Genomic DNA, 20,608 nt, shown 5'->3' with positions numbered 1-20,608 from the left:
CCTTCCCCCTCACTGTCGCATCTGACTTGGGTGTTCAGTGTTTTGGAAAGGCCTCCCCCGCTGAACCCCGGGACCCTTACTCCGTTAGCCGAAGCGCCAGACCAGACGCCCGCACCACCTGTTGCCCCACACTGTCTTTGAACACCTGAGCGTCGCCGGTAATCAGACTAAACCAGTTCTTGGCCCGGGTGATGCCGGTATACACCAGTTCCTTGGTGAGCACCGGGCTCAGGCGATCTGGTAGTACCAGGCAGGTGTGGTTGAACTCCGAACCCTGGGACTTATGCACCGTCATGGCGTAAACGGTTTCCAGTTGCTGTAGACGGCTGGGGGAAATCCAGCGGATTCCGCCGGTGCTGTCACCACTCGGGAAGGCCACCCGCAAGGTGTCTTTTGGCTCACCAGTGGCGGTCCTGTCCCAGGGCACACTGAAGGTGATGCCGATATCTCCGTTCATCAGGCCCAGGTTGTAGTCGTTACCAGTCACCAGCACCGGGCGGCCGGCGTACCAGCCTTCGGTTTTGTCGATCAGTTTTTCAGCCAGCAGCTTTTGAGCGATTTGCTGGTTTAAGCCCTCCACGCCCCAGGGCCCTCTTCGTAACGCACACAGTACCTGGAAGTCGTTGAAGGCTTCCAGCACGTTTGAGGCGTGGGCATCCCAGGCTTCCCGCGGACTTTCGGCGGTTAAACTGGAGCTGTGGATAACTTCCAGGTAATGTCGATAGCCCACCGGCGAAGGCAGTGTTTTGCCATTGACCACCCGCCCCTGCCCGGCATTGCGGAAGCTCTCCGGGGTGCCGGTGATGGCGTGGCGGCAGATCAGCTCAAGCGTCTGTTCCGGGGCGGGTTTCGGGGTGTGGCCGTTCAGCCAGATGACATCCTCAAACTCGGCGTCACGAATTTGCTTGAGCACGGTGCTCGTCAGAGCGCTGGTATTAACGGCTTCTGCTAACTGCCGGATACCGCTGTCCTGCCCGAAACGATAGCTCTTGCGCAGCATGGCCACGGCCTGGTCGAGTGGCTGGCCCGAGTTATCCACAAGGCTGGCCGGTACCTGGGCACCGGTGATGGCGGCCAGCCAGCTGGCGGTGTCCGGGGTGTAGTGGGCGTCGAAGGCCCGCTGGCACAGCTCGCCCAGCACCGCGCCGGCATCCACCGAGGCCAACTGGTCTTTGTCGCCCAGCAGGATGAGTTGGGCGCTGGCGGGCAGGGCGTCGAACACCGAGGCCATCAGGTCGACATCCACCATGGAGGCTTCGTCGATCACCAGGATATCCACCAGCAGCGGGTTGTCCCGGTTGTGGCGGAACTGGCGGGTGTCGGGCCGGCTACCCAGCAACCGGTGCAGTGTGGTGACCTTGGTGGGAATGTCGTCCAGTTGCACGGTGCCGGGCAGGTCTGCCAGCGGCAGCTTGCTGACGGCGCCGCCAATGGATTCATTCAGGCGGGCGGCGGCCTTGCCGGTGGGTGCGGCCAGGCGAATACGGAACTTACGCCCTGCCCGTTCCGGGCTTTCCCCGGCCACCGCCTGCAGGGCCGCCAGAAGATTCACTACCGTGGTGGTCTTGCCGGTACCCGGGCCGCCGGTGATCACTGCAAAGCGGTTCCGGGCAGCCAGGGCGCAGGCCAGTTTCTGGTAATCCACCGGTTCGGTGGATTGGAACAGCGTGTTGAGGGCTGTGGATAAGGTTTTCGCGGCCACTGATTGCGGGTCTGCCAGCGGCGATGGCAAGGCCAGTCGTTGCCGGATGCCGTCGGCAATGCGTTGTTCATAACGCCAGAACCGTCGCAGGTACAGCCGGGTGCCGTTCAGCACCAGCGGGGTCGGTACCGAGCCATCGCTCACGGCGAGGGAACCCTGAAGGGCTGCCAGGCAATCAGCCAGTTGAAAACGAGCCAGCAGCTCCTGTGGATAAATCCCTTGCAGGTGGGCCGCCTCGGCTTCGGACAAACCGGTATGGGTCGGTTCTTCCGGCGGCAGCGCCAGAGTATGGCCGGCATCGTCCAGTAGCGTGGCCAGGTCGATGCACACGTGGCCCCGGCCCACCTGATGGGAGGTCAGCGCCGCCAACAGCAGCACCAGCGGCTGCGGGCTTTCGCCCTGCTCTACGCTGAGTTCCCGGATCAGCCGGGCAAAGCCGGTATCCAGCGGGCGAATCCAGCCGGCCTTTTGCCATTGCCCTAACAGGGCCTCGGTTTCGTTCAGGCTGGCCAGGAGGTGTGAGTTATCCACAGGCTCACGCGGTTCCGTTGCCGTTGTGTTCACCGGTGTGTCGTCGCCCAGGTCCAGGGCAAACTGGTTTTCAGTATGGCGGGTACGGCTCATGCGGCCACCTCCCCGGACACCGGCTCGCCATCGAACAGGGCATCCAGTTGTTCAATCAGCGCTCTGGGTGGCTTGTCGGTAAACGCCCCGCCGCTGGCGGAATTCACCCCGCGCAGGAACAGGTACACCGCGCCGCCGATGTGCTGGTCGTAGTCATAGCCGGGCAGTCGGGCCTTCAGCAGCCGGTGCAGGGCCAGCAGGTAGAGGATGTATTGCAGGTCATAGCGTTTATCCAGAATCGCCTGGCCCATGGCCTGGTCGGTGTAGGCGTCGTCGTCCTCGCCCAGAGCATTGGATTTGTAGTCCAGCACGTAATACTGCCCCTTGTGTTCAAACACCAGGTCGATAAAGCCCTTGAGCATGCCGTTAAAGCGGTTTACCTCGGCCCTGGGCCGATCGGCACCGTTCAGGGTATAACGGGTGACCAGCGCATCCAGTTGCCGGATGCTGACGTTGCGGCTTTCAAACCAGAATTCCAGTTCCGGGCGCAGGCTGTCCAGTTGCGCCAGGCTGGCGCTTTGTTGCCCTTCCCGGTCCAGCTTCAGCGGTTTCCGGATCAGCGCCAGCAGCCACTGTTGCAGGGGTTCCACCCAGTCGCCCCAGCCCCGGGTGCCACAACGGCGGGCCAGCTGCTCGTGTAGAAGCTCGGGGTTATCCACAACCCGCTGGAAGCCCTGGGCTGTGCACCACTCCAGCAATTCGTGCAGGAAGGTGCCGGGGCCGGCGCCCTTGGGGAAATGGTGGTGGTTGCGTATGGCGGGCACGGCGGGTGCCTCTTCCACATGCTCCTGGGCGCTTTCTTCCAGCAGGTTCTGGGTCTGGGCGTCTTCCACCTCGCCGGTGAACGTAATGCCGGTACCTGCCATGCCGGTGTATTCGATGGTGGAGTAACTGGCAATCCACCAGTCTTCCTTCGCTTCCCGGGTGGAGACCAGGGCTGGCCCCAGGGCTTCCGGGGCGGTTTCGGTGAATATCGTGCTTTCGGCCTCCGGCAGTGGGGTAATCCGGATGTCCGGGCGGCCTTGCGCCAGCGGGGCCAGGGCCTGGCTGATGGGCTGCTCCGGTGTTCCGGCAATCGCATAGCCCAGGCCACTCTGGTGCCAGTTATCCACAGCCGCTGCGCCCACCCAGGTGGTAAACCGGGCCCGGGTCAGGGCCACGTAGAGTTTGCGGATGTCTTCGCCCAGGCGTTCCTGGTCGGCTTGTTCGATGTCTTCCGGCGTTGGGTCGAACACCGTCACCAGCTTGCCGGTGTCGTCGTGGTAGCGAACGTACGCCTGCTTCTGGCTTTCTGCCCGGAAGGCGGTGCCAAAGGGCAGGAACACCAGCGGGTATTCCAGGCCCTTGGATTTGTGCACGGTGATCACCTTCACCAGCCCGGCGTCACTTTCCAGACGCAGGGTACGGTGTTCGTCTTCCTCATCCGCTGCCCGCAGGATCTGGGTGAAGTGGTGCACCAGTGCATGTTCGCCATCCAGTTGCAGGCTGTCTTGCTGCAGCAGTTCGGCAATGTGCAGGATGTCAGTCAGTCTTCGCTCACCGTCCGGGCGCTGAAGCAGGCGGCCCGGCACCTCGAAGTCCATCAAAAAGCTGCGCAGCATAGGCAACACGCCCTGGCTCTGCCACTGTTGCTGGTAGCACTGGAAGCGCTCGATTTCCCGCTCCAGTATCAGCTCGTCGGTGAGCAGCCGATCCAGTGCCTGCCAGCTCTGACCCAGGGTGGGTGTGGCCAGGGCGGTGCGGATGAACGCCAGTTGCCGGGGTTCGGCGAAGGCCCGGAGCCAACACAGCACTTCTTTGGCTTCCCGGGAGGTCAGCACCGAATCCCGGTCCGACAGGTACACACTTTTGATGCGCCGGCGGCCCAGGGAATCCCGCACCGCGGCCGCTTCGTTGCGGTTGTTCACCAGCACGGCGATGTCTTTGGGCTTCACCGGCTCGAGATCCGTCGGGTTATCCGCCAGCACAAAGCCCGCCTGTCCGGCCTGGCCCAGAGTCAGCAGCCGGGCAATTTCACTGGCGCAGGTTTCGGCCACCTCGGCGGTGGCGGTGCCCTTGGCCAGGCCTTTGGGGTTGCCTTCCTTGTCGGTTTCATCGGACTCGTGGGTCCAGAACGCCAGGCTGGGTTGAACCTCTCCGTTAACGGCCCACAGCCGCTTGGTGCCGTTGGCCTTTACGCCCTGGAATGGCAGCGGGGTGCTGTCGCCCTTGCCGAACAGGAAGGCCCCTTTCGGGCTGTGCTGGTCGCTGTGCTCGAACACCCGGTTGACGGCGCTGACCATGGTCTTGGCGGAGCGGAAGTTGGTGCCCAGGGTGTAAGTGCGGGCCTGCACACCCAGCCGGGCCTGCAGGTAGGTGTGGATATCGGCGCCCCGGAAGCCGTAGATGGCCTGTTTCGGGTCACCGATCATCAGAAGGCAAGTGTCCGGGCTGTTGGCTTCCACGTTGTAGACCCGGTTGAAGATGCGGTACTGCACCGGGTCGGTATCCTGGAATTCGTCGATCAGCGCCACCGGGAACTGGCGGCGGATGGTGGCCGCCAGCTGGTCGCCCCGGGGGCCATGCAGGGCGTCATCCAGGCGGGTGAGCAGGTCATCAAAGCCCATTTCCGAGCGCTGCTGCTTTTCCGCTTCCAGCCGCTCGGCAATCCAGTGGCTGGCGTGGCGCAGGATGTCGGACTTGGCGCTGGGCGGGTTCTGGCCGAATTCCAGCAAGGCTTCGATGGCGTCAAAGGCCGGGTGATGGGGGCCGGGCTCGTCCCCTTTCAGGATGTTATCCAGGCCTTCGGGGGTCTGGTTTTTGTAACCGGCGGCGCTGTCCAGCTTCTCCGGCAGCAGCTCGTCGGATTCGGCCCAGGCGATCAGGAACTCCCACACCTTGAGCATGGCGTTCTTGCTGCCACCGTGCAGACGCTTGCCTTTGTTCAGGTCGTTCAGCAAGTCGGTGACTTCCTGCTGCCATTGGGCCCAGGGGTGTGCCTTCAATTCATCGGCCCGTGCCAGCCGTTCGCTGACCACCTGGTTGATGGCCTGGTGGACACTCTCTGGCGGTGTGCCCAGGGCGGCCGGGTCGTCAATCAGGTTACGCACCGCCTTGCGCAGGTCGGGGGGGGTTTTCCAGTGGCTCAGGGCTTCGTCCATCAGCGCCGGCGGCAGCGGGTAGACAAAGGTACGCCAGTAGTCCCGGGCCACGTCGTCCAGCAGTTCGCTCTGGTCGGTTTCCAGGGTGAGCTTGAACAGGCTGCCGCTGTCGAAGGCGTGTTCGCTGAGCATACGATTGCAGAAACCGTGAATGGTGGATACCGCGGCTTCGTCCATCCATTCCGCGGCCAGCAGCAGCTTCTTGCGGCAGTCGGGCCAACTGGCCGGGTCCGGGTAGCTGTCATCCCGCAGCTTGTGGATAAGTGCGGTTTCCGGGGTGGGTTCGAGGTGGTCAGCGGCTTCGGAAAATACCTCGGCGGCCTGGGTCAGCCGGGTGCGGATGCGGTCTCGCAGCTCCTTGGTGGCGGCGTCGGTAAAGGTCACCACCAGCAGGTTCGGCGGCAGCAGGTTCTGCAGCGGGCTGTCTGCTGCCTGGCCATGGCCCAGCACCAGGCGCACATACAGGATGGCGATGGTGAAGGTTTTGCCGGTGCCGGCGCTGGCTTCGATCAGCGCACTGCCGTTCAGGGGCAGGGCCAGCGGGTCCAGGTTCGGGTTTCGATTGGTCATCTGGTCGGTCATTCCATGCTCCCGATTTGATCCGCCGCCGACTTGCCCTGTTCGGCTTCCCACAAGGGGACATAAAGCTGGTGCAGCAGGGCTTCAAACTCACCACTGGCCATCAGCGCCTCGGGGCTTTCGAAGGCGCCCAGCAGGTAACCGGTGTCCCGGTCCAGGGCAGTGGTATAGGCCTGTTCCGCTTCACTGATGGCCCGTTCGTGGTCGCCGACAAATTTCTTGCCACCGTAGTAGCTGGTGATCCAGGCGAAGCCGGCCTCGCAGTGCAGCGGCAAGGCTCGGGTGGTGGCTTCCATCCAGCGGCCCAGAATGGCTTCGAAATGTTTTCTTGCCTGCTCCGGGGCCATGACCGGGAAGTAGAATTTACGGCCTTCTTCCTTACCGAGGATCAGGGTTTCAAAGGGCTGGTCGCTGAGTTGGCCGGCCAGGTGAATCAGCCAGTCCCTCAGCAGGTTGGCGTAGCGCACTTTCTTCGAGTAACCGGAGCCGGTGAGCAGGCCGGAACTGGCAATCACCAGCCGGCACAACTGCCCTTGTGGATTACAACGCAGGTTGTCGATTAAATCCGCCACCTCAACCGAGCCAGGATCCCCTGAATAGCGAAACTCGAAGGGTAAAGGCTCGGCCACCACTTCCGGCCATTCCGCCAGGGCGCCCCGATAGCGTTCGAACAGGTCCGGCAACCGGCCGGCCAGTTCCGTGCGCAGGCGATGTTCGGTGACGCCCATACCCAGGTCACCCCGCCGGGCCATGCGGTCCAGGCTGGTTGCCAGCCGTTCGTGCAGCTCTTCCTCGCTGGCGGCTTTCAGCACACTGTGCTGAATCAGCTCGTTATCCAGGCGCCAGCGGTCCAGACCGTTCAGGTCGAAGTTTTCGTTGTCGGTGTCTTCGTCTTCCACGTCTTCAAAGCGCACCTGCAGCCGGCGCTGATAGAAGGTGTCGATGGGCGTTTTCAGAAAGTTTGCCAGATCGTTCAGGCTGATGGGTTCTTCCGGAGCCTGGTATGGCAGGGCTTCCCGGCTCTGCTCAGAGTTATCCACAGCGTGGGCGCTGCGCCATTCCCGTTCGTAGGTGAACAATCCACGGGCCTGCAGCACCTCGGCCAGCGGCCTGGGCCGGGCCTCTTCGCCTTCGCCGACGCCATTGGCTTTCGGGAAGTAGTCCCGGCTGAAGGGTTGCAGCGGGTGCTGGGTGGTCAGGGCTTGGGTAACCGAGCTGTCCGTTTTGCCTGCCACGGCCCACAGGCTGTCCAGGTGATCCTGCAACTGGCCGATGAGTACCGAGGGTGGCCGTTCAGAGTCGTCTTTGATACTGCGCCCTACCCAGCTGATGTACAGCTGTTCCCGGGCGGACAGCAGGGCTTCCAGGAACAGATATCGGTCGTCTTCCCGGCGGGAACGGTCGCCGGGGCGATAGTCCTGGGCCATCAGGTCGAAATCCACCGGTGGCCGGGAGCGGGGGTAGTCGCCGTCGTTCATACCCAGCAGGCACACCTTGCGGAACGGAATGGCCCGCATCGGCATCAGGGTGGCGAAGTTGACCTTGCCGGCCAGGAAGCGCTGGTTCAGACCGCCTTCGTCCAGGCCCTGCAGCAGCACATCCTTGACGATGTTCAGGGGCAGTGGCTGATCACCAAGGCCTGCGGCGAGGGCATCTTCCAGCCACTGCTCCAGTTGGCGGCGGAAGCGGTTCAGCAACAGCAGGTCCTGGCCTTCCACCTTGTGGAAAAACTGCTCGAGCATGGCGGAGAACAGGGCTTCCCATTGCTCCGGAGTGCGGGTGGTTTGCAGTGCATGCCACAGGGTTTCCAGCTGGTGCACGAACTCGCCCAGACGCCCCGCCAGGCTGGCTTGTAGGCCGCCAATTTCGCCATAGGGTTCCACCCCACCCCAGGGCTCGTCATCGCCCATGCCGTAGCCCAGCAGCATGGACCGAAGGCCGGCCTGCCAGGTGTTGCGGTCCAGCTCTGCCGGCAGGTCCAGGCTTGCCCGGTGCTGGCCGTGCAGGCCCCAGCGGATGTTGGCGCCTTCCACCCAGCGCCGGGCCAGGGGAATTTCATCCTCACTGATATCAAAGCGGTCGCGAATGCCGGGCACTTCCAGCAGGCTGATGATCTCACTCACGCCAAAGCGGCTGCGGGGCAGCGACATCAGGGTTTCCAGGGCAATCAGCACCGGTTCGTGGTGGCGCTGGCCCTGGTCGGAAATGGTGAACGGAATGTGGCGCTTGCGGCCGGGTGAATAGCGGCCGAACACCGCCTGGATATGGGGCGCATACACATTGATATCCGGCACCATCACGATCACATCCCGGGGCCGCAGCGTGGGGTCGGCATTGAAGGCGGCCAGCAGCTGATCGTGCAGGATTTCCACTTCCCGCTGGGGGCCGTGGGCGTCGTGGAACACTACGGAATGGTCACGGGACAGATCCACCGTGCGTTGCTGCTGGCGGATTTCCTGCAGCGGTGTCAGGTTGTGGATATCGTTCTGCAACTGGTGCAGCAGGCAGGGGTTATCCACATCGCCATGGTCGGTGAAGATGTCGATTTTCTGCCCCGGGGTCTGGAAGCTGGCGCGGTAGTCGTCCGGGTTGTCGAACTCGTCCAGCAGGCGAATGTAGTCCCGGCCCTGCTTGCCCCAGGCCGCCAGCAGCGGGTTGGCGTGCTGGTGCAGCTGGTCCGGATCGTCAATCTGCGACAACACCGGGTGCGCGGCGCCCCGTTTGCGTTCGGCTTTCAGCAGCTCCCGGTCGCTGATGATGTCGGCCCAGTAAAACTGACAGGGGTTGTGTACGCACAGCACCACCTGGCTGAACCGGCTCAGGACGTACAGGGCTTCCAGCGCTTGCCGGGGCAGTGACGACACCCCAAACACCACGATCCGTTTGGGCAGGCGCCCCGGATTGGCGGGTTGGCTGATGCGCTGGCCCTGCTCCATAAAGCGGGTGTGGATTTGCGAGCGGCTGGTGTGGGCTTCACTGCCGACGTCTTCGACCAGCGCCCGCCAGAGCATCGGCTGCCAGAGGGTTTCCGCATCCAGGGCCTTTTCTTCGCCCCGGGCGGTGATCACCACATCCTTGCCCTGCTCCCACGCAGCCAGCCAGTCGGCACGGAACACCTGGTACTGGTCGAACAGGTCCGCCACTTTCTCGGCTAACTGGAAGTTGCGCAGGTCGGTATCGCTGCCGTCCAGGAATCGCGCCAGGGGGGTGAAGGCGTCGTCCTGCCCCACCAGCGTCGGCAGCAAGCGATAAAGCCGCCAGACTAGCCGGGATTTGTCGAAGGGGGACTGTTCCGGAACCTCACCGTCGGGCAGTACCGCCCGGTAGGCCTGCCAGATAAAGCGGGCCGGAAACAGGAATTCCATACCCGCGGCAATGCCAAGACCGCCTTCCACACCATCGTCGGTGCGCTTCTCCGCAAGCGCCAGCTTCAGCCACTGGGCAATGCCGTTACTCTGAACAAGAAAGGTCTCGCTCTGCAGCGGCGGCATGGGGTTCTGCCGGCAGATATAGACCACGGCGCGGCGCAGGTCTTCCAGGTGGTTGGCGTGGATGGCATGAAAGCCGGGTTCGATGGAGGGTGAGGCCGCCATGGGATTCCTTGTCTGGTGTCCGAGTCAATCCTGAGGGTACAGGTTACCGTATGTGACCGCAGATGCGGACCGTCTGTCACGGCAGAACGCAAGGAATTATAGACGGCGGGGGCGACAACCTGCGTCGCAGGTTGTCGGGAGGTCAGTGAGGGTGCTCGGTTGGCCGAATTTGCCCGCTTACAATGGCACCCGCATGGTTTCACCATGGCAGTCCGGCATGCCGATCATCTCGTCGGTGCCGGTTGGCGGAATGATTTCCACATTCTCCACATGGAAATCCCGGAAAAAATCCCGTGCCGCAGCGGCACCGGTGAACAGAACCGCTTTTTCGTACGGATCGCTCAGTACATAGCCCTGACCGTCCAGATAGAACCTTGCCATGTAATAACGCCCCTCCATGGAGACAAGCTCCAGCGAAGAAATTGTGTCGTGCTTGTGGGATCTGAGTTCAAGCTCGGTCATCTGCATGGCAGTCTCCATTGTCTTTGTTGTCGTAAAAAGGAATACGACAGCAGGCGTCTGGTAGGTCAATTAGTGAGCAGAAATGAACAGAGTTGAGTTGGTTCGATCGGTAGTGGAGCAGCACTTGACTGATATCTACGACCTTCTGGCGATGCGGCTGCTTTTTCCACCGGATCGGGTGGTGGTGCCGATCGACAAGGAGATCAAGGATTTGTTCGTGTATCCGGAACGGCTGGAGACAAGTTACCGGCATGAGTGGACATCGATCGCTACCAGAGCGCTGTTCAACCACGGTTTTACCGATCACTGGCGTACCGATCAGGACAATCTCGACCGTTATCTAGGATCGCTCAAAGAGCAGTCGATCCCCCGTTGTATCCACAATCAGGTTGGGCTTTTCCAGATGTTGGGAGCAGTGATTGCCATCCAGCGTTCAGACAACACCATCCCGTTTCCTGATCCCAGGCGCCGTTCGCTGATGCGATTGATTTGGCCTGAACAGCAACAGTGATGGATCAATCCGCAGCCGCAGTGGTAGCGTATTGGTTAAAAGTTGAACAGACTGCGGGTGGTTGTCATGGGGCTTAACATCATTAACATCAAAACTGGCGTTATCCTGACCCTTACGATGGCGTTGGTGCTTGCCCTAGCCTGGTCTTCCAGACCGCTGGCGGACGATGACGCGGATGCCGATATCCGGGATGCCATCCTCAGCCAAATTGAAGCTTTCGCTAATGACGATGAGGTTCGGGCCTGGGAGTATGCCTCGGAAGGGATCAAACGGCGATTCGGGACCTCTGAATGGTTTCTGGCCATGGTGCGCGAAGCCTACCCCGCCGTTCACAGTGCGACCGCCATCGAGTTTGCCCAGCGGGTACCCCATGATGGGTTTGATATTCAGGTGGTTCGATTGCAAGGGCCCGAAGGCAAACGCTGGGATGCCTATTACCGCATGGAGATGGCGGACGGAGCCTGGAAAATTGCCGGAGTTCGCTTGCAGCCTGCGGACCTGGGTATCTGACGATCTCAGCGTACCCGGAGACAATCCAGCAGCAGGCCCCTGACAATCTGTTTTGAGGCCTCATCGGTGCAGGAGAAGTCCTGAACATGCAGCTGGTTTTTTGCCAACAGTCTGGCCAGGCAGTCAGCATCGATACTGATACAAACCTGACCACCAGGCTTCCAGTCCAGCCAAGATATCTGTTCCGCCTGCTTCTTCCGGGAAGCGTCCGGGATATTGAATAGCATTCCCATAGTCCCTCCTTTGCGTTAGTGAGCGACCATTGCCGAACGTTGTGCCCGAGGTGCCAGTGGCGTGGCGGGCCAGTTCAGGTATTCTGCAAAAAAGCTGGCTTGCCGAGAGGTATCCAGCAGCACTTCAATACACTGATCGGTGCTGCAGCCGCCGCTGGGACTGCCATAGCAGGGCTCGGAAGACTGCAGGCTTTCCAGGGCACTGAACAGCACGTAGTCTGCGGCGTTGTGATCACCACGGTCCCGAAGGGCACGGCACACCAGAATGGCGGAAAGTGTGAGCTCCACATGCATGCATTCCGGGTGGTCCGCCCTGGCCAGGCAGGCCAGGTCAAAGGCACTGCCAGTGGCGGCGATCATCTTCTCGGTCTCGTCTGTTTCGCAGTAGGTGAAGGCATATTCCATCCAGAACAGCCATAGATCGTTCTGTTCGTTGATGGAGAGGCGGGCAAACATTTGGCGATGGCGCGGGCAGAGAAATTTCATGGCGTCCTCCTTGTCTTGATGCAAATGATAATAGTTATCATTAGAGGGGTTGGCAAGGCGTGTGATGATTAATTTTTGTGCATGGATTACAGTTCCAGCCCTATGACGACAGAATTCACGGGCCAGCGCCCGCAAACAGCAAACCTTGAAGACCCCCTGTACTATTTGAGCAACATGGACACCATCGTGTCCTGGGTGGCCGATCATCACGCAGATTTGCTGACCGAACGGGAGCGAACCCGGCTGGTGGCGTTTGCCGACCTGGCGACCGGACCAAGGGCGCTACTTACGCGCATGGTGATGCGCACCGGTGAGCTTTTCCGGGCCGACAAGCTGCTCTATCCGGAGCTGCCGGTGCCGGAGGCCGAAGCGCTCAAGTTATTGGTGCAGGAGGGCTGGCTGGATAACTCGCCGGAGCTGAGCCTGGATGATTTGTTCCGGCTGTTTACCCTGGCTGAACTAAGGCCGGTCTTTGGCGGTTGGCTGCACCAACAGGGCCACCCGAAAACGCTGGGAAAAGCTCAGATGCGGGAGTTGCTGGCGGAAGCGTTCAGTGAACCAAAGCCCCTGCAGCACTGGCTGGCAGAGGCAGTCGGTGAACAGGCCCCGGAAGTGGTCCAGCTCCAGGACATGGCCCTGTTCGACCGCATCCGCCTGATGTTTTTCGGCAACCTGCGCCAGAGCTGGACGGACTTTGTGCTGGTGGAACTGGGCGTGCAGCAGTTCGAGCCGGTGCCCTTTACCCCGGAATCTCGCGCCTTTCAGCATCGCTCGGAAGTGGATGGTTACCTGCAAATGCATCAGTGCCGGGAACGGCTTGATCGGGGTGAGCCAGCTACAGAGGTCTGGGCGGATGTACCCGGCCCTGTGGATAACCCCTGGCTCACCAGCCGCCGGGACCGGCTGTTGCTGGAGCTGGGCCGGCAGGCGGAGCGCCAGGGCGAGCAGGAACTGGCATTGCAGGTATGGGCGGCCAGTGGCCACCGGGAAGCGCGACTGAAACAGCTGCGGTTGCTGGAGCGTATGAAGCGTTTTGATGAAGCCTGGGCCATTGCCTGTCAGTGGCGGACCAGTGAGCTGACCGACGCCGAAGCCCAGGGCCTGAACCGCCTGCTGAAACGGCTGGCGCCCAAGGTGGGGGCGGACAAGCCCGAGCCTGTGGATAACCCCACTCTCAGGGAATTCACCCTGACCTTGCCCAAGCCAGACACCGGCACCGTGGAGCTGGCGGCCCTGCGTCATTTGGGCACCGATGACGCGCCGGTGTTCTATGTGGAGAACACCCTGATCAACGCGCTGTTCGGGCTGCTGTGCTGGCCGGTGATCTTCAAGCCCTTGCCTGGCGCCTTCTTCCATCCGTTCCATATCGGCCCGGCAGACCTGACCCGGGAAGACTTTGTGGCCCGGCGCCAGCAGGCTTTTGAAGAGCATTTCGGCCTGCTGAAAACCCATGCCTATAAACAGCACATTCTCGACACCTTCCAGACCAAGCAGGGCATCGCCAATCCCTTCGTGTTCTGGCCGGTACTCGATGAAGAGCTGTTGGAGCTGGCCCTGCACTGCATTCCCCCGCGCCACCTGGAGGCCCTGTTCCGCCGCCTGCTCACCAACATCAAGGAACACCGCAGCGGCTTCCCCGACCTGATCCGGCTGGTGCCGGACGCTGAGCAACCGGAACAGCGCTATGAAATGATCGAGGTAAAAGGCCCCGGCGATCGGCTGCAGGACCACCAGGTTCGCTGGCTGGAGTTCTTCGCCCGTGAAGGCATTCCCGCCAGCGTGTGCTATGTGCGCTGGCAGGGCGATGAGGCAAGCCTGTGAAAGTCGCCGTCCGCACCCTGTGTGAATTCGCGGCCCGCCACGGCGACCTGGACTTCCGCTACACCCCGGCGCCAAGTGCCGAGGAGGGCATTGCCGGCCATCAGGCGATCCAGGAAAAACGCGGTTACGGCTATAAAAGCGAGTATTCACTTACCGGCAACGTGCTGGGGATGGAGCTATCCGGCCGGGCCGATGGCTACCACCCCCATAAGAACCGACTGGAAGAAATCAAGACCCACCGGGGTGATGTGTCCCGAATTCGCCCCCACCAGCGCGCCCTGCACCGGGCCCAGTTGCGGGCCTACGGCGCTTTGTTGTGCCGGCAGGAAAACCGTAAAAGCGTGGAACTGGCTCTGGTTTATTACGACACCGGCCGGGACAAGGAAACCGTGCTCACCGAAACCGCCAAAGCCGACGAGCTCTGGCAGGAACTGGAAACCCTGTGTGGCCTTTACAAGGCCTGGGCTGAACAGGAAGAACACCACCGGGAACAGCGCGACGCCCTGTTGGCCAATCTCACTTTCCCTTTCCCGGATTTTCGCCCCCGGCAACGGCAACTGGCGGAGACGGTGTACAAGAACTCGGTGAAAGCCGGCACCCTGCTGCTGGAGGCGCCTACCGGCCTGGGCAAAACCCTGGGCACCCTGTTCCCGGCCCTGATGGCGATGCCCGCGGCGCGGCAGGACCGGCTGTTCTACCTCACCTGCCGCAACACCGCCCGGCAACTGGCGCTGGAGGCTGTGGATAAGTTGCGACACGCCCAGGATGAGCTACAACCCTGGCCGCTGCGCACCCTGGAGTTGGTATCGAAAGACGACGCCTGCGAACACCCGGACAAAGCCTGCCACGGCGAGTCTTGCCCCCTCGCCAAAGGTTTTTTTGATCGCTTGCCTGATGCCCGGGCCGAGGCGGTGCAGAGCAAGGAGCCGCTGGATCAGCAGAATTTGGCGACAATCGCGGCAGGTCACGACATATGCCCCTACTTTCTGGCCCAGGAAATGGCCCGTTGGAGCGATCTGGTGATTGGCGATGTGAACCGGCTGTTCGACCAGTCGGCCCTGCTGCATGGCCTGATCCGCCAGAACAACTGGCGAGCCAGCGTGCTGGTGGACGAAGCCCACAACCTGGTGGATCGGGCCCGTGGCATGTATTCAGTGCAGCTGGAGCAACAGCGCTTACTGAAATTGAAGAAGACCGCCCCGAAACCGGTAAAAGCAGCCCTGGACCGCACCGCCCGGGCCTGGCAGGCGCTGATTCGGGATCACGGTGAGCAGGCGCAGCCGGTATTTCTGGCCACCCTGCCGCCGCAATTGCTGGGCGCGTTGCAGGCCATGGTTTCCGTGATCACTGACTACCTGGCCGACAACCCGCCAGACCTGGCCCTGCAGGAAGTGATGTTTGAAAGTGTGGCGTTTATGAAACTGGCGGACAGCTTCGGGGATCACTCGCTCTGCGAGTTCGCGCGCAGCGGTCGTGGCCGGGCCAGCCTGACCATCCAGAACCTGATCCCGGCGGATTTCCTCACCGAACGCTTCAAGACCCCGCACTCGGTACTGCTGTTCTCCGCTACCCTCAGCCCCGGCGTTTATTACCGGGATCTACTTGGCCTGCCGGAAGACGCCCGCTTCACCTCCCTGCCCAGCCCGTTCAGCGCCGAGCAATTGCAGGTGCAGTTCACCCCCGGCATCAGCACCCGACAGGTGCATCGGCAGGCCAGCCTGCAACCCATCGCCGAACTGATCGCCAGACAGTACCGGGAGCGGCCGGGCCATTACCTGGCGTTTTTCAGCAGCTTCAAATACGCCAAAGAAGTGAGTGATGAGCTGGCGGACCAGGCACCGGATACCCCCCAGCGTTCCCAGCAGCCGGGCATGAGCCCGGACCAACGCAGGCAGTTCCTCGCGGAATTTCAGAACCCCGAAGGCAGTGTCGCCTTTGCGGTGCTCGGCGGCGTGTTCAGTGAAGGCATCGACCTGCCTGGCGACCAGCTGATCGGCGCCTTTGTGGCTACCCTGGGCCTGCCGCCCTTCGATGCCTGGCACGAAATCCTCAAAGACCGCCTGCAGCAACGCTTTGGCGAAGGTTACAACTACACCTACCTGATCCCCGGCTTGCAGAAAGTGGCCCAGGCCGCCGGCCGGGTGATCCGCACCCCGGACGACCAGGGCGTGATCTGGCTGATTGATGACCGATTTCTGCAGCCTCCGGTAAAGCGTTTACTGCCCGGCTGGTGGTTTTCCAGCGATACGGGGTAAACAATAAAAAGGCCCCGATGTGAGGCCTTTTTATTGTTTAGCCGAACTCGAAGAACGCCAGCTTGTTACCGTCCGGGTCCCGCACATAGGCGCCGTAGAACATATCCGGAATTCGTTGCCCAGGCTCGCCATCGCAGGTTGCGCCCAGCTCAATGGCTTTGTGATAAAACTTATCGACAGCTGCTTTGGACCCCGCCGGGATCGCCACCATGTTGCCATTGCCCGGATGGTTGGGCTCACCGTTGAACGGTACGCACACCGCCAACATGGGCTTGGCCATGCTCTCGCCAATGAACGTAATGCGCTCCATATCCAGCAACACCTTGCCACCCAGCTCTCCCAGCAAATCGCCGTAAAACTGCTTGGCCTTGCCCATGTCGCTGACACCGATGGTTACGTATCCGATCATGCCTGTTCTCCTTGGTTGGTTGAGGTTCAGTATACGTCGCTTTTCGCATTTCAGAGCTTAGGCAATCACAGCAGTGTTTTCGCCGGCGCTTTGTTATGGTTGTCGCTGCATCTCCCTGACTTAAGGACAGCGCCTGATGAAATCCTTTGCCCTGCTGACCACCCTACTCCTGTTACTGACCGGTTGCACCGGATTACCCAAAGGCATCGAACCGGTCACCGGCTTCGACCAGGGCCGCTACCTGGCGCAGAAAGATCATCACACTCGCCCGGGGGTGAGGGAGGTCTTACGAGGGTGCCGAAGCATTTGTTCTCGTGCACCATTTTGATGGACAGCAGTAGCACCAGTTCGGTGATGTAGTCCGATTATTTGATGCCGTCGTCCCGCAGAACGTCACAGAGATTCCAGAGTTCCTGGACGATGTCGTTGTTGGTCATGGGTGGTCTCAGTGTTGCCGAATTCAGCGGTAAGGCTGTAGCTCGTTGCTATCGTTGGTCATCAGGCTTAGCAGGCGCGGGTTAAGAAAAAGCTTTTCGTTGCCTGCCGTTTTCTCCTGCAGTACGCCAATTTCAACCAGCTGCTTCAGGTAATTGGAAGCGGTCTGCCGTTTGGCAATGTCCTTCTCTACCAGGTGGCTGATGCGGCAATAGGGCTGCTCAAAGATCGTCTGGACCAGCTCGTGGCTGTATATCTTGGGCAGTGCCCGCCTGACATGGTCTTCTGTTTCGGTAATTAGCTTCCGCATGGCGGCGATTTTCGCGCAGGTCCAGGACGATACATGTTCTACACCGTTAAGCATAAAGATGATCCACTCCTGCCAGTCTCCGGTGCGTGTAACTTGTGTCAGTAACCGGTAGTAATCATTCTTGTGCTGAACAATGTAACGGCTCAGGTACAGAATGGGCAGTGTGAGTAGCTGCTGTTCAATCAGGTAAAGCACGTTGACGATACGGCCGGTCCTGCCATTTCCATCGTGGAACGGGTGAATGGCTTCAAACTGGTAATGGCTGATGGCCATCTTGATCAGTGGGTCGGTGCCATCGTCTTCATGCAGATAGTTTTCCCAGTTGGTGAGCAGGTTGCGAATAACCGTCTCGCCAACAGGAGGGGTGTAGATGGTTTCACCGGTCGCCTGATTACCAATAATGGTCCCGGGCACCATACGCACATCCATATCTACGCCCTTCAAAGTGCTGCACACGTCAATGGCTGTACTGGCGCATAGCGGTTTACGCTGAAGATGGACGAAGCCATCGTATAGTGCGGAGCGATATCGGAGCGCTTCTTTGGTAGCCGGGTCGGCACCCTGATCTTCCTGCGAATACTGAAACAGCTTGTCGGTGGTGGTGACAATGTTCTCGATTTCAGAACTGTCTTTGGCTTCCAGCAGTGGCAGGAGGTTTACAAGCAGTGATTGGTTCGGAATCAGTTCACCTGCCTGTTTAAGCTCAGCCAGTGCGGCCCGGGCGGGGATGCAGGCTCTGAGAATATCCAGAGTTTCTGTTGCTTCTTTGGCAGGTGGAAGTGGCGGTAACTGGTTGTATGGCTGATCCGGTCGCCAGGCCATGTTCAAATTCCTTTAAAATTTCGACACAGGTGCGCATTCTGGGCAGTCTATGTTTATGCGGTAAACATAGCAAGTATCTATGTCGAAAAAGTTGACTAAAATCGACATAGCCTGGGTCAGTGTCGATATGATAAACCTCGTTCCCGCAGACGCTCTTTTCAGGCACTCCGCTCAGGCCGGGCGCTATTCGAAGGGAATCAAGTGCTCGCTGATCTACTGGACAGAGTCAAGGCTCAGGAGGAGGAAAGGGTTTGGACGTCAGCAGAGATGTCTTCCAACGCCAAACCAGCAACCCCGCAGCAAGGTACATGAACAAGCCAAATGCCAACAGGGTGTTCAGACCAGCGGTTGATGATGACGTGAGTGCCAACAAACTCAGCGCCAGGCTCAGGTTTCGAACCACGGTGATCAGGGTTATGGTTCGTCGAAAGCGCCAGTCTGGCTCAAGTAATGGTGGCAGCACCAGGATCAGTGTCAGTATCACGCCCGCCAGAAGAGGCTCACCCGGGCCGCTGAGGATGCCTGCTCCGTAGCGGGCCGCCAATGAAATCACCAGCAGTATTACCAAAAGGCTGCCCAGCGTTTCTATCTTGGGTTGCCAGGTTGCGGTGACGTTTGGCAACAGAAAAAGCAGGGCTTTACCGGTTAACAGGGGTAACAGGGTTAGTGCGAACAGAATGAAGCCGAGTGATGCCAATGACCCGTTGCCGAGCGGAACCAAACCGAGTTGGGTGAACGCGCCAATCATTATCAGGCTTGCGATCAGTAATAGGATGAACAGCCGAACGGCGAGCCCGGGCATACCTTGAACAGCACCGACAAACGCACCTGCAGACGTGCCGCCCGCGGCAGCAACGCAAAGTGACAGGGCTGCCAGGGTATTCGTGCCGAATATTCCGTATGCATAGAATACGGCCAGGGCCACCGACGGTAGTGCAATGTTGTAGAGCACGACGGCACGCAACAAGCCAGCAACGGGAATATTAACAGGCGCTGGTGCTCGCATGCCCAGCGCGAGCATGATCACGGCGGTGTTGACCATTGCCCAGTACTCTGACAACGCGCTCATGCGCAGCATCCCTTGGCTTGCTTGGCGCCCCGTATGGGTTGTTCAAGGCTCGATAGAATGTTTTTTACGACAAAGGCGGCATCGGCACCAACTCCCCGAAGCGTGGCGGAGGCATGTGATCGTTGCCAGGGCTGGCCCACGAAATAGAGGCCGGAAATGTGGGTGGCCACGCCACCTTTGTGCCTGCTGGCCGTTGCTCGGTCGAGGCCGTCCAGTCCTTCCAGAAACCGGGGTGCGGAATGAAAACCGGTGGCCAGCAACAAGGTATCGAACGGGACGATGTCGTCTTGCCAGCGCAATCCGTGGTTTGTCACCGCATCAAACAGACTCCGCTGGGCCAGCCGCCCGCTGGTCAGTGCCGCGCGGTATTCGCCGTTGTCCAGCACCGGCGTTGCCGGTTGCCGGTTCAGCCAACGCCCTACTGGCAGCGTATCGATGCCGCTATAGGTCATCCATGTATGTATATCAACACCCAATGGTCGCTGGGACAGGAACCTGGGCGGGTTGCGTGATATCAGGGTCACCTTGTGGGTCGCCGACAGTTCATGGGCAATTTGCACGGCTGAGTTTCCCGCCCCGATAACGGCGACCCGCTCCCCTGCGATATCGGACGGCGAGTGATAGGCCGAGGAATGCAGAAGCTTGCCGTGGTAGTGCTCGAGCCCCGGGAAGTCCGGGATATTGGGCTGGCTGTAGGGGCCGCTGGCGACGATCACTGCCCGGGTTGCCAGGCAATCACCGGTTGAAGTGTGCAGTTTGAAGCCATTGCCCTGCCGTTCAACCCGGGTGACCGAGGTATTGAAACGTATCGGAAAATCGAAATGGCGGGCGTAGCTTTGCAGGTAACTTACCACCTCGTCTCGACTGGGGTATCGTGCCGGGTTACCCGGGAAAGGCAGGCCAGGCAAGCTGGAATACCTGGCCGGTGAGAACAGTTTCAGACTGTTGTAATAATGGGGCCAGGAGCCCGAGGCCTTTTGGCTGGCCTCGACAATAAGATAATCAAGACTGGTGCGATCAAGGGCATAACCGGCGGCTAGCCCGGCTTGTCCTGCGCCAACCACGATAACGTCATACATGCTGCTTCTCCTGTTATTAATCCTTTAATTCGGGAAATTACGAAATGTAATGTCAAAAACAATGTCCTATTAACAGCACTGGCCAAGAAATCCGTTCAGTTGGTTAAGCAGATCCTGAATCCGGGCAACGTTTACCCGATACTCCACTTCCTTTCCGACCTTTTCGGCGTTGAGCAAGCCCGCTTCCCGTAGTTGCTTCAGGTGTTCAGACACCGTCGACATACCCAGGTCGGTGCGAGATGCGACGTCGCCCACCGTGAGTACGGGTTGCTCCGCGAACAGCAGCATGATGCGCTGGCGGTTCGGGTTGCTCAGTGCCTGTAAGAACTTCTGTATATCGTTTGAGAGGGTCATACCATTCACTTCGCCTTTTCGCGAAATGTATGCCGAGTGAGTGATGTTGTCAAGATCCGCTACAGGCGAAAGAGAAATAACGGGCACGAGCTTTTAGGAGGGAAAATGGTCGGCGTGAGAGGATTCGAACCTCCGACCCCTTCGTCCCGAACGAAGTGCGCTACCAAGCTGCGCTACACGCCGATCAACGGCCGGTATTATACGGATTGCCGGC

General features: G+C 60.3%; 15 protein-coding genes and 1 tRNA gene. 4 read left to right on the top strand and 12 right to left on the bottom strand.

The annotated features are described in order from the left end of the window. Positions 1 to 76 precede the first annotated feature (76 nt). The 4 genes from recD to J122_RS04820 form a co-directional block, all read right to left on the bottom strand. The gene (gene recD / locus J122_RS04835; RefSeq protein ID WP_061331415.1) at positions 77 to 2,326 is read right to left on the bottom strand and encodes an exodeoxyribonuclease V subunit alpha; all 2,250 of its coding nucleotides are present in this window, start codon (positions 2,324 to 2,326) and stop codon (positions 77 to 79) included. Next, positions 2,323 to 6,048, bottom strand: a complete 3,726-nt coding sequence (gene recB, locus J122_RS04830) for an exodeoxyribonuclease V subunit beta (RefSeq protein WP_061331414.1) — start codon at positions 6,046 to 6,048, stop codon at positions 2,323 to 2,325. Before recB ends, recD begins: the two co-directional genes overlap by 4 nt. Further along, positions 6,045 to 9,638: an exodeoxyribonuclease V subunit gamma gene (gene recC / locus J122_RS04825; protein ID WP_061331413.1), complete on the bottom strand. Its 3,594-nt coding sequence runs from the start codon at positions 9,636 to 9,638 to the stop codon at positions 6,045 to 6,047. Before recC ends, recB begins: the two co-directional genes overlap by 4 nt. A 177-nt stretch (positions 9,639 to 9,815) precedes the next feature. Next, entirely contained in the window at positions 9,816 to 10,106 is a 291-nt protein-coding gene (locus tag J122_RS04820) for a DUF6482 family protein (protein ID WP_061331412.1), read from the bottom strand. A gap of 118 nt (positions 10,107 to 10,224) precedes the next feature. Between J122_RS04820 and J122_RS04815 the strand changes: the two genes are divergently transcribed. Continuing rightward, on the top strand, positions 10,225 to 10,611 hold the full coding sequence (locus J122_RS04815) for a hypothetical protein (RefSeq protein WP_227510095.1): 387 nt from the start codon (positions 10,225 to 10,227) through the stop codon (positions 10,609 to 10,611). Between the two features lie 66 nt (positions 10,612 to 10,677). Then, positions 10,678 to 11,121, top strand: a complete 444-nt coding sequence (locus J122_RS04810; protein WP_082780517.1) for a DUF4864 domain-containing protein — start codon at positions 10,678 to 10,680, stop codon at positions 11,119 to 11,121. A gap of 5 nt (positions 11,122 to 11,126) precedes the next feature. Here J122_RS04810 and J122_RS04805 read toward each other — a convergent pair whose 3' ends face one another. Continuing rightward, on the bottom strand, positions 11,127 to 11,348 hold the full coding sequence (locus tag J122_RS04805) for a hypothetical protein (RefSeq protein ID WP_061331410.1): 222 nt from the start codon (positions 11,346 to 11,348) through the stop codon (positions 11,127 to 11,129). Positions 11,349 to 11,369: 21 nt separating this feature from the next. Further along, positions 11,370 to 11,840, bottom strand: coding sequence for a hypothetical protein (locus J122_RS04800; protein ID WP_061331409.1), 471 nt, complete (start codon positions 11,838 to 11,840; stop codon positions 11,370 to 11,372). 102 nt (positions 11,841 to 11,942) lie between these two features. Between J122_RS04800 and J122_RS04795 the strand changes: the two genes are divergently transcribed. Next, entirely contained in the window at positions 11,943 to 13,661 is a 1,719-nt protein-coding gene (locus tag J122_RS04795; RefSeq protein ID WP_061331439.1) for a VRR-NUC domain-containing protein, read from the top strand. After that, on the top strand, positions 13,658 to 15,916 hold the full coding sequence (locus tag J122_RS04790; RefSeq protein WP_061331408.1) for an ATP-dependent DNA helicase: 2,259 nt from the start codon (positions 13,658 to 13,660) through the stop codon (positions 15,914 to 15,916). The genes J122_RS04795 and J122_RS04790 overlap by 4 nt, the downstream gene beginning before the upstream one ends. A gap of 37 nt (positions 15,917 to 15,953) precedes the next feature. Here J122_RS04790 and J122_RS04785 read toward each other — a convergent pair whose 3' ends face one another. The 6 genes from J122_RS04785 to J122_RS04755 form a co-directional block, all read right to left on the bottom strand. Further along, complete coding sequence (locus J122_RS04785; RefSeq protein WP_061331407.1) at positions 15,954 to 16,325, bottom strand: VOC family protein; 372 nt, start codon at positions 16,323 to 16,325, stop codon at positions 15,954 to 15,956. Between the two features lie 460 nt (positions 16,326 to 16,785). Next, entirely contained in the window at positions 16,786 to 17,892 is a 1,107-nt protein-coding gene (gene fic, locus J122_RS04775; RefSeq protein ID WP_061331405.1) for a protein adenylyltransferase Fic, read from the bottom strand. 226 nt (positions 17,893 to 18,118) lie between these two features. After that, positions 18,119 to 18,961 carry a hypothetical protein gene (locus J122_RS04770; RefSeq protein ID WP_061331404.1) on the bottom strand — a complete coding sequence of 281 codons (843 nt, stop codon included), beginning with the start codon at positions 18,959 to 18,961 and terminating at the stop codon, positions 18,119 to 18,121. After that, positions 18,958 to 20,040 (bottom strand): flavin-containing monooxygenase, encoded by a 1,083-nt coding sequence (locus J122_RS04765; protein WP_061331403.1) that lies wholly within the window; start codon positions 20,038 to 20,040, stop codon positions 18,958 to 18,960. Before J122_RS04765 ends, J122_RS04770 begins: the two co-directional genes overlap by 4 nt. A gap of 69 nt (positions 20,041 to 20,109) precedes the next feature. Beyond that, positions 20,110 to 20,394, bottom strand: a complete 285-nt coding sequence (locus J122_RS04760) for an ArsR/SmtB family transcription factor (protein WP_061331402.1) — start codon at positions 20,392 to 20,394, stop codon at positions 20,110 to 20,112. Between the two features lie 106 nt (positions 20,395 to 20,500). Then, positions 20,501 to 20,577, bottom strand: a tRNA-Pro gene (locus tag J122_RS04755). Positions 20,578 to 20,608 lie beyond the last annotated feature (31 nt).

This window comes from Marinobacter excellens LAMA 842, from assembly GCF_001574445.1.
GTDB classification, from domain to species: Bacteria; Pseudomonadota; Gammaproteobacteria; order Pseudomonadales; family Oleiphilaceae; genus Marinobacter; species Marinobacter shengliensis.
The sequence above is the reverse complement of the archived record's forward strand: the minus strand, read 5'-3'. Positions and strand labels throughout refer to the sequence as shown.